The sequence below is a fragment of the Methanobacterium lacus genome (genome assembly GCF_000191585.1).
GTDB lineage: Archaea > Methanobacteriota > Methanobacteria > Methanobacteriales > Methanobacteriaceae > Methanobacterium_B > Methanobacterium_B lacus.
This window is the reverse complement of the sequence record NC_015216.1, coordinates 698340-712444: the sequence shown is the minus strand read 5'-3', so window position 1 is coordinate 712444 and position 14105 is coordinate 698340. Positions and strand designations below refer to the sequence as shown.

Annotated in this window: 16 protein-coding genes; 6 read left to right on the top strand and 10 right to left on the bottom strand. The window is 31.0% G+C overall.

The annotated features are described in order from the left end of the window. Nucleotides 1-16: 16 nt before the first annotated feature. The 6 genes from METBO_RS03760 to METBO_RS03735 form a co-directional block, all read right to left on the bottom strand. Nucleotides 17-319 (bottom strand): Zn-ribbon domain-containing protein, encoded by a 303-nt coding sequence (locus METBO_RS03760; protein WP_013644341.1) that lies wholly within the window; start codon nucleotides 317-319, stop codon nucleotides 17-19. Continuing rightward, entirely contained in the window at nucleotides 303-686 is a 384-nt protein-coding gene (locus METBO_RS03755; RefSeq protein ID WP_013644340.1) for a DUF2073 domain-containing protein, read from the bottom strand. The genes METBO_RS03760 and METBO_RS03755 overlap by 17 nt, the downstream gene beginning before the upstream one ends. Nucleotides 687-705: 19 nt before the next feature. Then, on the bottom strand, nucleotides 706-1341 hold the full coding sequence (locus METBO_RS03750) for an Era-like GTP-binding protein (protein ID WP_013644339.1): 636 nt from the start codon (nucleotides 1339-1341) through the stop codon (nucleotides 706-708). A gap of 315 nt (nucleotides 1342-1656) precedes the next feature. Next, entirely contained in the window at nucleotides 1657-2355 is a 699-nt protein-coding gene (locus tag METBO_RS03745; RefSeq protein ID WP_013644338.1) for a metal-dependent hydrolase, read from the bottom strand. Beyond that, nucleotides 2352-3713: a hypothetical protein gene (locus METBO_RS03740; protein ID WP_013644337.1), complete on the bottom strand. Its 1362-nt coding sequence runs from the start codon at nucleotides 3711-3713 to the stop codon at nucleotides 2352-2354. The genes METBO_RS03745 and METBO_RS03740 overlap by 4 nt, the downstream gene beginning before the upstream one ends. Before the next feature lie 344 nt (nucleotides 3714-4057). Continuing rightward, on the bottom strand, nucleotides 4058-5209 hold the full coding sequence (locus METBO_RS03735; protein ID WP_048186340.1) for a UDP-N-acetylglucosamine--N-acetylmuramyl-(pentapeptide) pyrophosphoryl-undecaprenol N-acetylglucosamine transferase: 1152 nt from the start codon (nucleotides 5207-5209) through the stop codon (nucleotides 4058-4060). 207 nt (nucleotides 5210-5416) lie between these two features. On the opposite strand from METBO_RS03735, the gene METBO_RS03730 reads away from it, so the two are divergent. Further along, nucleotides 5417-5593, top strand: a complete 177-nt coding sequence (locus METBO_RS03730; protein WP_013644335.1) for a class III signal peptide-containing protein — start codon at nucleotides 5417-5419, stop codon at nucleotides 5591-5593. Nucleotides 5594-5636: 43 nt separating this feature from the next. Here METBO_RS03730 and METBO_RS03725 read toward each other — a convergent pair whose 3' ends face one another. Further along, nucleotides 5637-6182 carry a hypothetical protein gene (locus tag METBO_RS03725; RefSeq protein ID WP_227717241.1) on the bottom strand — a complete coding sequence of 182 codons (546 nt, stop codon included), beginning with the start codon at nucleotides 6180-6182 and terminating at the stop codon, nucleotides 5637-5639. A 612-nt stretch (nucleotides 6183-6794) separates the two neighbouring features. On the opposite strand from METBO_RS03725, the gene METBO_RS03720 reads away from it, so the two are divergent. Next, entirely contained in the window at nucleotides 6795-6968 is a 174-nt protein-coding gene (locus METBO_RS03720) for a class III signal peptide-containing protein (RefSeq protein ID WP_013644333.1), read from the top strand. 18 nt (nucleotides 6969-6986) lie between these two features. Then, on the top strand, nucleotides 6987-7160 hold the full coding sequence (locus METBO_RS03715) for a class III signal peptide-containing protein (RefSeq protein WP_144017507.1): 174 nt from the start codon (nucleotides 6987-6989) through the stop codon (nucleotides 7158-7160). Nucleotides 7161-7215: 55 nt separating this feature from the next. On the opposite strand, the gene METBO_RS03710 is transcribed toward METBO_RS03715, so the two are convergent. Further along, nucleotides 7216-8796 carry a glycosyltransferase family 39 protein gene (locus METBO_RS03710; protein WP_013644331.1) on the bottom strand — a complete coding sequence of 527 codons (1581 nt, stop codon included), beginning with the start codon at nucleotides 8794-8796 and terminating at the stop codon, nucleotides 7216-7218. Nucleotides 8797-9027: 231 nt separating this feature from the next. Between METBO_RS03710 and METBO_RS03705 the strand changes: the two genes are divergently transcribed. From METBO_RS03705 to METBO_RS03695, 3 genes are all read left to right on the top strand, one after another. After that, a complete protein-coding gene (locus METBO_RS03705) occupies nucleotides 9028-9639 on the top strand; it encodes an acyltransferase (protein WP_013644330.1) in 612 nt (203 codons plus the stop codon). A 99-nt stretch (nucleotides 9640-9738) separates the two neighbouring features. After that, nucleotides 9739-10683 carry a glycosyltransferase family 2 protein gene (locus METBO_RS03700; RefSeq protein ID WP_013644329.1) on the top strand — a complete coding sequence of 315 codons (945 nt, stop codon included), beginning with the start codon at nucleotides 9739-9741 and terminating at the stop codon, nucleotides 10681-10683. Between the two features lie 11 nt (nucleotides 10684-10694). After that, on the top strand, nucleotides 10695-11690 hold the full coding sequence (locus METBO_RS03695) for a glycosyltransferase family 2 protein (protein WP_013644328.1): 996 nt from the start codon (nucleotides 10695-10697) through the stop codon (nucleotides 11688-11690). A gap of 407 nt (nucleotides 11691-12097) precedes the next feature. Here METBO_RS03695 and METBO_RS03690 read toward each other — a convergent pair whose 3' ends face one another. Both METBO_RS03690 and METBO_RS03685 read right to left on the bottom strand, forming a co-directional pair. Next, the gene (locus METBO_RS03690) at nucleotides 12098-12925 is read right to left on the bottom strand and encodes a glycosyltransferase family A protein (RefSeq protein WP_013644327.1); all 828 of its coding nucleotides are present in this window, start codon (nucleotides 12923-12925) and stop codon (nucleotides 12098-12100) included. A 101-nt stretch (nucleotides 12926-13026) separates the two neighbouring features. Continuing rightward, nucleotides 13027-13968: a UDP-glucuronic acid decarboxylase family protein gene (locus METBO_RS03685; protein ID WP_013644326.1), complete on the bottom strand. Its 942-nt coding sequence runs from the start codon at nucleotides 13966-13968 to the stop codon at nucleotides 13027-13029. Nucleotides 13969-14105: the final 137 nt, after the last annotated feature.

Sequence of the window (14105 nt, the reverse complement as noted above, 5' to 3'; positions counted from 1 at the left end):
AATCATAAAATGATGGTTAGGATTTATTCCTTTCTTTCATCTGTTTTTTAAGTAGGAAGTTGATGTCTATGACGTAGGTTCCTTCTTCATCTGAAACTATTATGGAATCCTCTTCAAGTAATGTTGGCAGGTTCAGTTCGTAGATTCCATGTTCATGGATCATGATAGTTTCAATGGAATCTCCCTTGATTTCATGGATCTCCTTCAAATCACCCTTCTGGTATTCAAAGAATTTACTACCGCACTCAGGACATCCTTTAATTATTATTTCTTCCGAGTTGATCTTAAATTCTGTACCGCACTTAATGCAACGATGCACCTGAATCCCCCAGGTTAGCTATCATTGAAAGGAAATTTTCTCGTTTCTTCACTGTCTTCATGACATTGGCAGGACCAATGATGGTTATTCCAATAGCTTTCTTCTTGGAAAGTCCGAAAAAAGATGATTTGTCCTTTTCAAGTGTGTATATGTCAATCCCCACGAAATTTTCGACGTCAATTTCCCTCATGGTGGTTTCTATTAACTCTGCTTCTTCAGTGGGGGTGAGACCTCCCTCTATAACAAGCAGATCACCTTCTTTAACTTTGTCGACGATCATTGAAATTTTTTCCATACTACTACTTTCTTTAAGTGCTTCTGAGGAAACAAAATCCATTTTTAATGCATTAGTATCTGAACTATCCATTTTAAAATCCCCATTTCTTTTAATTAAATTTTTCAACCATCGCCTGATAAAGGTCTCCAGTATTTTCACCATGCAGTGCGGAAATTGGAACCACTGTGTGTTGTGGAAACACTGATGTTATTCTCTCGGCAGATGCCTCTGGCAAGTCAATCTTATTTGCAACAATGACAAATGGGATCTTTCGTGCTTCAAGATTTCCCATGATAGTTATGTTGGCCTGTGTAAGTGGATCTTGGGTTGCATCAACAACAAGCAGCACCCCTGTAACATCATCCAACCATTTTATTGCTTCTATAATTCCTTTCGTTGCTTCTTTTGCTCTTTCTTTAGCTTCTTGTTCTGAAAGCCCAAATTGGAGGAAATTTTTATAGTCTATCTTTGTTGCTATTCCTGGAGTGTCCACTATGTCAAAGTCCAGTTCAACATCGTCGTATTCTATTTTAACACGTTCTTGTCTATAAACACGTCTTGTTTCATGTGGTATTTCAGATATTAAGCCTATAGGTTTGCCCAACCAGTCGTTGGTCATGGTGTTTGCAAGTGTAGTTTTTCCTGAGTTAGGGTGGCCATACAAACCAATTTTAAGTTTTTTATCTTTACCAATGAGTTTGTTAAAGATGTTTCTTAAGAAATTACGCTTTAAAAATTTCGGCATTTTTATCACTCTTACCATCTCACAACGATTAGGACATTAGACTGTAAAGACTTAGTTAATCATCAGTTGTTATTCCTATTAATCCGTTATATAATACCTTATACCATTCTTGTTAATTACTTAAACATTCGGGTTTATATAAGTTCTGATTTTCCCCTAAAAAATACTTGGTACTTTGAAACTATTCTAAACATTAAATAAATGTTCAAGTTCAAATTCTAACCAATTAATCACCTAACTATTTGTGGATGGACCTAGAAATGATTTGAATTCATGATCATAAAATTTGTAGTAATAATAAAAAAAAAGAATGTTTTATTCCTTGTAACTGTCCCCTGGGTTTAAAATCACAACTTCAACATCCCTGTTGGACTTACGAACCAGATCTGAGTAGTTTAATGGATCTTGTTCTATTGCAGGGTAGGTGTTGTAGTGCATGGGTATAATTATCTCAGGATCGATCCATTCTGCAGCTATTGCGGCTTCAAATGGACCCATTGTATAACGATCTCCTATTGGGAGCATTGCAATTTGAGGACTGTAAATATGGGATATTACATTGCGCATATCTGAGAAAAGCCCTGTGTCACCTGCATGATACAATTTTTTACCATCTTCAAGTTCGATGATGAATCCAGCTGCACTTCCACCTGCACTCACTTCGTCAACAAAATCAAAGTCCGAGGAATGCTTAGCATCAACCATTGTTACATTAATATCTTGGACTTGTACTGTTCCCCCAATATTCATTCCAAGAGTTTCAAAACCTTGTCTTGAGAGGTATATTGAAAGTTCATGGTTGCATACCACCAATGCCCCAGTTCTATTTATCAGTTCCATGGTGTCCCCGAAGTGATCATTATGTCCATGTGTAACTAATATCACATCTGCGTACAGTTCTTCAACTGTTACAGGTGCTGTTGGATTGTTGCTTATGAATGGATCAATTAATATTCTCAAATTTTCATCCGTTGTTATTAGAAATGCTGAATGTCCTAACCATTGTATATTCATTGTTTTAACTCCATATCCAAATCCTTTGAAATGCTCCAAGCATCTTCGAACAATCTTTCAATTTCTTCTATTGATTTTTGGTCTTTGTACATAACCCCTACTTCAAAACTTTCATAAATAGGATCCGTTGATATTATTAATCCATTTGTGTTGTCCGATACAACAGCTACTGTGTGAATATGAGGCATTGTCCTGATTTTCACTTCATTTTCCTCGAGAAGTTTTATGAGCTCTACAGATGTATCATCATCCAGACTAGCCTCTTGAATAATCATTCTGCTATCAGTTTCCATGAATTTTTTGAGTATTGCCACATCGATGTTGCGTATCCAGGGGTACATTATCAGTACCTTTTCATTGGCCTTGGAAATTGTGTCTTTTAGGGCATCTTGAACATCCCCTGCATCGAAAGACCATATGATGCTTGGTTCTTGCGATTCGGACTTTAAAGTGTCAAGTGTTCCTTTGAAGGAATCTAAACGTTCGTCTATTATGCTTTCAATATCTTTAGCATTTTTTATGTAGTTCTCTTTGAGTCTGTTCAGACGGTTTTTAACAAATTCCTGATCTTCTCTATCGGATGCTGGTTTTGTTTTTAAATTTAATTTTGAAACATCCACATGCTTGGGTACAGGTTTAGGTTTATCTTCAACTGTTTCAGAGTTATTTGTAGTTTCTTTCAGAAGTACAGGTTTAACTGGGCTAGATTTTTTATTATCCTCAGTTTTTTCTGGCTGTTTTTTGTTCACTGGTGTTGGTACTATTCTAGGTTGAGATGTTACTGGTTTGGGTGTGGGTTTTACTTTTGAAGGTTCCTTGTTTTGGATTTCTAAACCCCTTGCGACTGTAACAGGTTTTTTAGTTTGGCCAGATAGTTCTGGAGGTTTGGTTGTCTTTTCAAGGATTTCTTTTTCCTCAGAAGTGTTGACCTTTTTTGGGACAGGTCTGGATACGATGGGTTCGATCTTTTTTAATTGCTTTTCAGGTCTTTCTGGTGATGCTTTTGATGCTTTTGATGCTTTTGATACTTCTGGGGAAGGTTTGGGTTTAATTTTAGGGGTTGTTTTTGATTTTGCAGGAGGTTTTATTGATTTTTCTATCCTTTCAATCGGTCCCTTTTTTTCTTTGGTCATTACAGGTTTAACTGTTTGTTTTGGAAGTTTTTTAGGTTTCTTAGATTTCGATGACAGGTTGATTCTTCCTGAAAAGAATATCATCAAAATAATTCCAAAAACTGAAGAAATTAACCCCACTATAAACAATCCAAAATCGGGCGGTGTAGCAAAACCAAAAGACATTCCAAAAAAGCCCGCAATAAGCAATAATCCCCCAAATATTGTGACGAGTAAATTGATCATCCTTAACCTCCAATTGTATAATCTGCCCCAAATTCAGTTATAATCGTCAGGAAATATCAGCATTTATACTGCAATCCAACTCTTGATAATAACCTATAGTTTTTTAATGTATAATATTATCCATTTAGTATTTAAAACTACATTCTTAACACACACAGTTAACAAAATTAAATGCATGAGTGAACCGAAGTTTTTAGGGTTGAAGAGTTGTATAATACCCATTACATAAACAAAAGAAAAATATATTAAATTTTAGAGAGCTGCTTATGAATATTAGATATAAAATAGAAGATATTGATGGTATTTTTTAAATAAAATTCATATCAAGTAAATATAAATCAATTTTAGAAGTTTAATCTGGAATTATCCATTATGATCTTCACAGCATTCTTTGTTCCAGTATAGGATGAAAATTTGGTTTTAACTGACTCAACTTTCGATTGAATATCTGTATTTTCTAATAAGAAGTTTATATTGTCCGATATATTTTCTATGTTCAGATTTTTTAGTTCTTCAACTATTGAAATTCCATATTTCTTAATATTCGAACCATTTCTGAGCTGTTCTGGATGTTTTTCAATGGGCACAGTAAGATTGGGAATTCCCAGTGCAGCAACTTCCATCGTTGTTGTGTGACCTGCCAATGTGACAATAACATCTGATATTTTCATCCATTCCATCATGTTGGATAAAAATTTTTTTTTGACGATCTTTTCAGTCTCAAGTATCAAATCGTCATTTATCTGGGGTCCGGATACAACAACAATTTTATCGGCATCAATGGTTGAAGAAGCTAAGCATATTAATTTTAAGAGCTCAAGGCCGAATTCACTCCCACCAACTGTAACCAAAACAATCCTGTCGCAGGAATTAAATCCCATTTCGCTTCTCAGTTGTTGTTTATCCTTCATCTTACGTGGATCTTCCCTTAGCAACGGGCCGGTATGTACCACTTTATTTTCAAGTTTTGTAGGTATTTCTATGGATCCTGGAACATCAGGAATCATTACAACCTTAGAAAGGTTGCATACATCTGCCACAAATTTTTTAAGACCAGATTCAAGATATTCCATGGTTTTCTCATCGGGATAGAGTTCTGCGAAGTTCAGTGTAAGCTCATTTTGGATCATGACACATGGAATTCCATGCACCTTTGCAGTTATTGGAACAGAAAAATGAGAATCCGCAATGATAATATCGGGCTTAAACTTTTTAATCATCCTACTTTCTTTGTAAATACTTTTAAGAAATACAAATGGGACATTTATAGATTTTTTTGCCGTGTACTTGATATCCAGTTCACATTCAACCCCGTAAAATTTAATTTCAGGGAGTTTGTATAGCTCGTAGTTGTAGTGATTACTCAATATTTTGTATCCTGAACCATAGCTTGCAAAGGCTACTTCTACTCCTATTTTTTCCAATTCCTTTGCAATGGTAACACATCTAGATGTGTGCCCCATACCTATGCCGCAGGGCATGATAAGTACTCTCATGATTTTCACAAATAATTAATTGGTTTCTGGTTAATATAAATGATTTAATTTTATTTAACAAACCATTCAAAATGGTTATGGTCCTTAATAAAACTTTCTTTTGTTTAAAGAATTTTATTACTTTTTAGGAAGATTTATATACCGTATTACTGAATATTAAATTGTAATATATAATCATGATGATAATTATGTTATTGGGGGAATTATATGAATATTATTAATGATTGTAGCGGACAAGGTGCTGCCGAGTATATTTTATTGTTCGGTGGTGTAATTGTTATAGCTGTAGCAGTATTAGTTATATATAAAGACTATTTCAATCCAGGAACCCAAGCTTTTAGGGCTTCACAAGATTTAAATAAAATTCGCAGTAGCATAAGCTAATTCATGATTTTTTTTTTTATATAAGCTTGATAAAATAAAAAAACTAGCTTTGGTGATCAATAAAGTTGAGGAGATCCTCAAATAGGTCTAGTGATCCATTTTCGTTACTCAAACTCCAAGCTAGTTTATTTATAAGAATTCTTTTTTGATCTTCTGATTGAGAGTATATATAAAATATTATTCTGTTAAACAGTGCATCCAAATCTTCATTTTTAATCGATGATACTCTAAAATTGAGTTCATCCATCTTGTTTCTGAAATTCATTTTAAGTTTTGATGAGGCAAGTTTAACTTCATCTACATCGTTACTTTCAAGAAGCTTGATCAAAGTTTCTATTTCTACAAAATCAGTTTTCATCAACCCAAAAACAATACCCTCAGGCTTTATTGATTGAATCCTCTTAACATCGTTGTATATCGAAAAGTCATAGTTAGTTATGTATATCCTTTTTTCCCTTAAAAGGGTCATTAAAGATTCATTAAGAGTTTTATCAGAAGTAGAACGTTCTGATTCGCGTCTTATTTCTTCCAACAGTTCTTTTTTCGACAATTCTCGCCCATTTAATAGTTCAAGAATTGTTTCTTTCATGTTATAATTTTTTGGCATAATTTCACTTAACTCATCTTGTTGTGTGAATATATGCACATAAAACTATTTAAAAACTATTTATTTTGTGATGTTCATGGTAATCAAATGAAGTAATAGTTTAAATAAATCTAAAATTAAAATAATTTCCAAGATAATTTAACATTTACAAACCAAATTAAAATATAATATAATATAATCTGACATTAAAATAAATTAGATTATTTTCAATTAATAGAAAATATCAGATATGTGAAATTTGTCACAATAAATTTTTAAAAATATATTTAGATGGGAAGCAAAGTAGAAATAATTAGTAATTATTGGTGAAAGGGGGATGATATCAGTAATTAGAAACCAAATAGTTATCAAACAAATGCAATTGGTGATAATAATATGGGCACATTAGAATGAAGGTGGAAACAAATAACATGCTAATAATATTATTAAAGGGTTATTTTATTTAGCATCACATACCACAAATAATAAAGAACAATATTTTTGATCCATCTTCAAATTTACAACGTATTAAACATCCAAAATAAAAAAATTTTAAGTAGATTTAAATATAATTATGTGTTAAATATATTATGTTAATATTTAAGGAGGTAAACAATGGACATATTAAAAGATGAAGGTGGACAAGGAGCAGCAGAGTATATTCTATTATTCGGTGGGGTTATAGTCATTGCAGTAGCTGCACTAATAATATACAGAGCATACTTCTCCCAAAATTCCGGCCTAAACGCATCACAAGATGTAAATGGCGTTAGATCAAGTATAAAATAAATTAATTAAACTGAGGCTATGTTAATGGATGAAAAAGGTCAAATAAGTGCCGAAATGATTTTAATCATGGGCGTACTACTAGTGATTGTAATTGTAGCAGGCGCATTTATAACTAATATGGCACATCAAATAGCCGATAGTGTGAATAGTGTACTTAATACTGCGAGAAGTTCAACTATTAACAGAATGTAATCCATTAACTAAGTCTTAAATTTTTTTTTGCCTAAGATTTATTGTTTATTCCAGCCTATTTCCTAGAATATATCTTAAGTCCATCTATTTTGTTGTTAGTGATCTCATGATAGTTAGATAAATTATAGTTTGAAGTTGAATTCCATGAAAAATAATAATCAATATTAAATTTCATCAATTCTTGATTTAGTAGTGTGGAATTGTCCGTGGTAATGTTTCCATAAAATTTACTGTTTAAGTAATATGCAATTTCTAAAGTACTCCAACTGTTTGAAGCTAAATTGCCATTAATATTAAACTCTTTTTGTAGTGAATTACTTAAATAATACGAATTATCTTTTTGGTTTACGAAATAGTTTATTTCAAGGATTGGTTGGAAAATTAAAGTACATATTAAAAAAATCAACATAATATTTCTTGTTTTAACAGTTATGACATTATTTTTGTTTAAAAGATCTATAATGTAAAATCCTGAAATCATTAATAATAAGAATATAAACCATAAATAACGCCATTCCGGAGTAATTAAACAATACCCCCCTGTATAAACAAATATAGTTAATAGCAAATATTTTAAATTATTTCTTGAAGTTTTTTTGATTGATTTTGAGAATGCAACTACCACCATGGAGATTAATAGTATTATTGCAATAGGTAGATACGATTCGGTTATGTTGAAGGAATATACTATGTTAGCTACTATTAAATTTAATTCATAATTCATATTTTGCCAAGAACCAAATGGATTCCATTTATCCAGATTCATATATGAAAATTCATCCCAAATACTTATGGTATCCTCATTTGGAGGTTCAATTAATCCTTTATAATAAATTGGTGAAATACCAGTGTCCATTATATTCACTTTATATTCCGGACCTACTAAAGCTTGGTTATATTCACCAGATGTTGAAATAGTTGGCTTATCATATTTTTCATCAATTACTCCAATCCATAATCCACTGATTAATAAAAAAATTGTTAAACCCAAAATAGATCCTTTTAAAATATTTTTTCTTTGTATCTGAATTTTTATTCTGAAGTAAAATATTAGATTAAATAATATAAAAGTAATTATGAAGAATGGAAATGCAAAGCTCTTAGTAAAAAAAGCCAAAGCCCCTATAATACCACATAAAACTGCATATTTAAGATTATCAGCATAATTTCTCTGAAATAATATGCTTAAATATAATATTAAAAGTGAAGCTAGTAGAAGGTCAGGAGTATTATAAAGTAATACAAAAAATGTTATTGAAGGAACTAAAACAAAAAGTAATATCCTTTCTATATTTTTATTTATATCTAATTTTTGAGACATTCTTCTGACACAGAATATGGTGAATAGGCCAATAAAGATTGAAATGAATTTGGAAATATAAACTCCATAGATCGGTTTAAATCCGAAAATTATCAAAAATGGAACCATCAACCAAGAATACATTGGGCTCCAATATCCATTAATCGCATTTGCCCAATGACCTAACGCATAAGCATGTGCTATATTTATGTAGGATATTTCATCACCTAATATTTTGAATTGAAAGTAAGGAAATATTAAAATTACAAGGAAGAAATAAGATATAAAAATAATTAAAATATCCCAATTATTTTTTAAAATAGACCAATTTCTCATAATATTTACCTCAACCAAAGATTGAACAACATATTATAAAAGATTAGTTGATATCGTAAATTTGGTAATATCGTCAACATAAGATCTATTCACATAACTGAACAAGATCAACTTTGTAATACCCAAAAAGTAAGTTATTATAAATCAAATAATTATAATCACATAAAAAAAATAAATTAGTTTTTTAAAATATCCATAAAATTTTTGGAAAAAGGGTAGTGGGTTGATAATTTGGTTAAATTCAGAAATTTGTTATTGAACCATCAAGACGAAATAGTTGAAAAGGGGAATAATAACAAAAATATCATATTAGGTGTTGAATACAAATCCAAATCTGAACTACCAGTAATAGGAAAAAATTCATTTATTCGCTCTAACACTGTTATTTACAATGATGTCAATATTGGAGATAATTTTACAACAGGACATGGAGTAGTTGTTAGAGAAAAGACATATATTGGAGATAATGTATTAATAGGAACAAATTCCATTGTTGAGGGATACACATCCATCGGGAACGATGTTAACATTCAATCAAGTGTTTATATTCCAAAAAATAGTTTAATTGAAGATAATGTTTTTATTGGGCCGTGTGCATGTTTTACAAACGACAAATACCCTCTCAGGATTGATTACGATCTTAAAGGTCCAGTTATTAGAACAGGAGCATCCATAGGTTCAAATTCTACTTTTTTGTCTGATATTGAAATTGGAAAGGGGGCAATGGTAGCTGCTGGTGCTATTGTAACCATCGATGTTCCAGAATATTTTCTTGCGATAGGTGCACCTGCGCGAATAAAACCTCTTCCAAAACATCTCAAAAAATTGAATAAAACAAGATAGTCCCTTCCAATATTCCTTTTGATTCAATAATAAATAGTTAAATTGTGATTATCCAATTTTGTGGAAAAAGATAAATATAAAGCCCTCTGATTCATTAATATGAAAATATCTGTAATTGTCCCCATGTTTAATGAAGAGTTAAACGTTCAAAGAACCTTATCTGAAATCAACAATGCCCTGAATGATTACTCTGATTTTGAAATTATAGCTGTGGATGATGGGAGTACAGATAAAACCTTTTCTCTCTTAAATGAATTTAGAGCAAAAAACAGTCACATAATCGTTTTGAAACATAAAACAAACTATGGCATGGGAAAAGCTATAAGAACAGGTTTTGAAGAATCTGATGGAGACATTATTATAACTATCGACGCCGATTTAAGTTACAGAGCATTAAACATACCAGTTTTAGTATCAGAACTTGAAAACGATATATCCATAGATATTGTAGTAGGTTCACAATACATGGAAGGGGGAGACGTTAAAAATGTTCCATTTAATAGATTGTTCATAAGTAAGGTTGCAAACAAATTCATTGGTTACTCTATGACAGAAAACCTTAACACCGTTACTGGTGTTTTAAGAGCTTACAGACGAGAAGTTTTGGAATCAATGGAAATAGAATCCAATGGTACTAAAATAAATCTGGAAATATTGTCCAAAGCAATAGCAACTGGTTTCAAGATTAAAGAGGTTCCCGTTGTTCTTGAAGGTCGTGAACTGGGAGAATCTAAAATTAAAATCAAATCCAAAACAATATCGCATGTACTTTTTTCTTTTTATGAAAAACCAATGATACTGTTTGGAGTAATAGGATTATTTATGCTCCTAATTGGAATCATAAGTGGGATTTACTTGTTTTATCAGTATTTTTTAGGAACCCTGGATCCAACCCGCCCCTTGATGATTTTCATGGTTCTTATGATCATATCCGGAATTCAAATACTAATTTTTGGGTTTATAGCAACCCAGATAAGTCTCCTTAAACGAGAGATCTTTATTGTACAAAAGGAAAATAAGTTGTTAAGGAAAAGATTAAAATAATCAGTGATTCTATGAATTCTCCCAGAGTTGCTATAGTCATTTTAAACTGGAACGGCTGGAAAGATACAATAGAATGTTTAGAATCAGTTTTCCAAATAAATTATCGTAACTATACAGTAGTGCTGGTAGACAACAATTCTACAGACGATTCAGTACAAAAAATAGTAGAATACGCTCAGGGTAAAATAAACGTAGAATCAGACTTTTTTGATTATTCTTCTCTTAATAAACCTATAGATTATCAAATTCTAAACAAAAATGGGAATGTTGATAAAAATCCAAATAAACAGTTAACATTAATAATAAACCATAAAAATGATGGTTTTGCAGAAGGTAACAATATCGGAATGAAATATGCCCTGGAAAACCTAGAATCAAAATATGTACTACTTTTAAATAACGATACAGTAGTAGACAAATATTTTTTAGATTCACTGGTCAAAGAGGGTGAGAATAATAAAAAAATAGGATTTTTAGGTTCAAAAATATATTACTATGATAAACCAGAGACCATATGGTGTGTTGGAGGTAAAATTGACTGGAAATTTGCTAGGGGACTGCATATAGGTAACCAAGAACATGACCATGGCCAATATCAAATAAAAAATCATTTCGACTATATTAGCGGTGCTGCCTTACTAATTAAAAAAGAGTTGTTAGAGGATGTAGGTCTGCTCGATGAAAAATATTTCTTATATTTTGAAGAGACCGATCTGGAATTGAGAGCAGCATTAAAGGGTTATGAAAATATTTACATTCCTAAATCCAAAATATGGCACAAAGTCTCAAGATCAGGCGGTGGTATTTCAAATGAAGTGGGTTTGTATTATATAACCCGTAACAGATGGATATTCATGAAAAAATGGGCCAAACCAGGAGATTTTTTAATATTTATTATTCTACAAATTTTTATGGCCATAACACTGCCAATACTTCTCAGCATATACCATACTAACAAAAACCTATTCATCACCTACTATCGAGGTTTATTCGATGGAATTTTTTAGAAATTTATTAAATATTTCAGGAAGTTAAGAGAATTTCTAGAAATCTATTGGTTGTTTATTTCATTTCCTTTAAACTATTTTTTAGTATATATAATTTTAAATTTTGTATTAAAACACATTATATTAATATGATTATCGAAGCCGTATTAAGTCTATTGAGTAAATATTCCTTAAGTTTAATGTAATTCAGTTAGGTGTTAAGTTAGGATTTATCATCTTAAATGATGGAATTATTTAAGCGCTTAAGGATTAATGAAGAAATAACACACAGGAATGGGGTTAGCTAAATATTAAAAAATTTGTTAAGCAAAATGTTGGTTTAATGACCATTAGTACAGTTTATGCAACCCCCGCAAGATAAAAAGAACAAAAAAATTTAGAAAAAAATATTTGGATTTATTTGGTATTCATTTATTAAGTTCCTTGCTGACAATGTTTTCCCAATTTATTGTGGGTGAAATAAATTCTTTTTCCAAATGAGTAGCTATTGTAGGGATGGGAAACCATAATTTCCAAGTTTTACCATTATGAATTTGATCTTGAGTCAGAACGAATGTTTTATACAAACTTTTAATGGTATAAATATTTAATGACTTTATTATGATTTTTGGATCTAAACTAGACTTAGTTAAGCTTAACCACAAACCTAAATCAGTGTTTCCCTTTTGATAGGTTAAAAATATATTTTGAGTTTCATCTAGTATTTTTTTGGATGTCAAAAATGTTAAACAAGTAGAGCTCGCTGTTTTCCATTGACGTCCATTATACATCCTTTCATATCTTTTAATATTATGTATATTCCTGTTGTAGTAATCTGAATGATCATAAGGTGTAATAAAATCAACATCATCATTTTTATTAAAAAAATCAATCATTTCAAAAAACTGGTTTGGATGGTAATAGTAATCATCTTCAGCAAAATATATGATTTCAGAATAATTTTGTTTTAGAAGCAAATTTATTTGTAAGCTAAACGTGGGAAGGTTTCCTATTTTATCTAATTCAAAAAAATCTATGTCACTTTCATCAAAATATTTTAAAAAAAGTTCCCTATATTTTGGGGGGCAACCATCTAATAGAACAATCATTTTTACTTTAAGATTTCCCAAAGATTCTTTAAATGATTTTAAACAAAATTCAGATAATTTATATTTATCATCACCATAAATCGCAGGTGTACATGATATTTTTGGATATATTCTATACGCCACTGTTAAATCATACTTTTTTTCCATTTTCTGACGTCCTGTCTTTCCTACTAGGTTATAGATTCTGCATAAATTAGATTATAATTTACAGATATTTACATTTACAAATTATTTCTTAATTTAAATTTTTACTCTAATTTACTTTTTAAAAATTTTATTGTTTCTTGAAGTCCATTATCTAATGAAGTTTGGGGTTTCCACTCAATTAAACTTTGAACCTTGGATATGTCAGGACATCTTAATTTAGGATCATCTTCAGGTAGATCTTTAAAAGTTATTTTTGAATTGGAATTAGTCTTATTTATTATAATCTTGGCAAAATCTAATATTTTATATTCATCTGGATTTCCAAGGTTCATAATATTCCCATTCAAGTTATCTGTATTGGAAATCTTAAATATTCCTTCAACAAGATCCTTCACATAACAGAAGCTCCGGGTCTGTGTTCCTTCCCCATAAACCGTCAGATCCTCATTTTTCAATGCTTGCGAAATAAAATTCGGAACTACCCTGCCATCATTCAGCTTCATTCTAGGCCCATATGTATTGAATATTCTTACTATTCTAACATCCAAACAATATTCCCGATAATAAGCCATTGAAAGAGCTTCAGAAAATCTTTTAGACTCATCATACACGGAACGAAGCCCCGTTGAATGCACATTTCCCCAATAAGTTTCAGGTTGCGGATTAACAAGAGGATCTCCATAAATCTCTGATGTGGATGCGAATATATATCTCGCATTATTTTCCCTACTCATTTCAAGTGTGTTGTAGGTTCCAATAGAATCAACCCTCAAAGTTTCCAAAGGATATTGTAAATAATCCTCAGGACTTGCAGGACATGCAAAATGGAGGATTATATCTATCTTTTCATCCAATTTAATTGGTTTGATTATGTCATGTTCAATAAATTCAAAATTGTCTTTGTCAAGTAATGAAGAAATGTTTTCTATGCTTCCAGTTAAAAAATTATCGATCCCAATAACATGAAAACCTTTATTAACAAATTTATCTGCCAAATGACTCCCCACAAATCCCGCCACACCTGTAATTATAACTGTAACCATGATTATTCCCCAACTATTTGTTAAAAATTCTTATTTATTATCAAATTCCATTCATTAACTTTATACAAAGATTCCTAATATCACTATAAATTTTTTATTTGAATTAATACGCTTCTAAATATTAGTAAATCTTAATA

What these genes read in the sequence shown, in the direction of transcription:
- METBO_RS03755 (WP_013644340.1), bottom strand. Translation starts at nt 686, where the DNA reads ATGGATAGTTCAGATACTAATGCATTAAAAATGGATTTTGTTTCCTCA.
- METBO_RS03750 (WP_013644339.1), bottom strand. Translation starts at nt 1,341, where the DNA reads ATGCCGAAATTTTTAAAGCGTAATTTCTTAAGAAACATCTTTAACAAA.
- METBO_RS03745 (WP_013644338.1), bottom strand. Translation starts at nt 2,355, where the DNA reads ATGAATATACAATGGTTAGGACATTCAGCATTTCTAATAACAACGGAT.
- METBO_RS03740 (WP_013644337.1), bottom strand. Translation starts at nt 3,713, where the DNA reads ATGATCAATTTACTCGTCACAATATTTGGGGGATTATTGCTTATTGCG.
- METBO_RS03735 (WP_048186340.1), bottom strand. Translation starts at nt 5,209, where the DNA reads ATGAGAGTACTTATCATGCCCTGCGGCATAGGTATGGGGCACACATCT.
- METBO_RS03730 (WP_013644335.1), top strand. Translation starts at nt 5,417, where the DNA reads ATGAATATTATTAATGATTGTAGCGGACAAGGTGCTGCCGAGTATATT.
- METBO_RS03725 (WP_227717241.1), bottom strand. Translation starts at nt 6,182, where the DNA reads ATGAAAGAAACAATTCTTGAACTATTAAATGGGCGAGAATTGTCGAAA.
- METBO_RS03720 (WP_013644333.1), top strand. Translation starts at nt 6,795, where the DNA reads ATGGACATATTAAAAGATGAAGGTGGACAAGGAGCAGCAGAGTATATT.
- METBO_RS03715 (WP_144017507.1), top strand. Translation starts at nt 6,987, where the DNA reads ATGTTAATGGATGAAAAAGGTCAAATAAGTGCCGAAATGATTTTAATC.
- METBO_RS03710 (WP_013644331.1), bottom strand. Translation starts at nt 8,796, where the DNA reads ATGAGAAATTGGTCTATTTTAAAAAATAATTGGGATATTTTAATTATT.
- METBO_RS03700 (WP_013644329.1), top strand. Translation starts at nt 9,739, where the DNA reads ATGAAAATATCTGTAATTGTCCCCATGTTTAATGAAGAGTTAAACGTT.
- METBO_RS03695 (WP_013644328.1), top strand. Translation starts at nt 10,695, where the DNA reads ATGAATTCTCCCAGAGTTGCTATAGTCATTTTAAACTGGAACGGCTGG.
- METBO_RS03690 (WP_013644327.1), bottom strand. Translation starts at nt 12,925, where the DNA reads ATGGAAAAAAAGTATGATTTAACAGTGGCGTATAGAATATATCCAAAA.
- METBO_RS03685 (WP_013644326.1), bottom strand. Translation starts at nt 13,968, where the DNA reads ATGGTTACAGTTATAATTACAGGTGTGGCGGGATTTGTGGGGAGTCAT.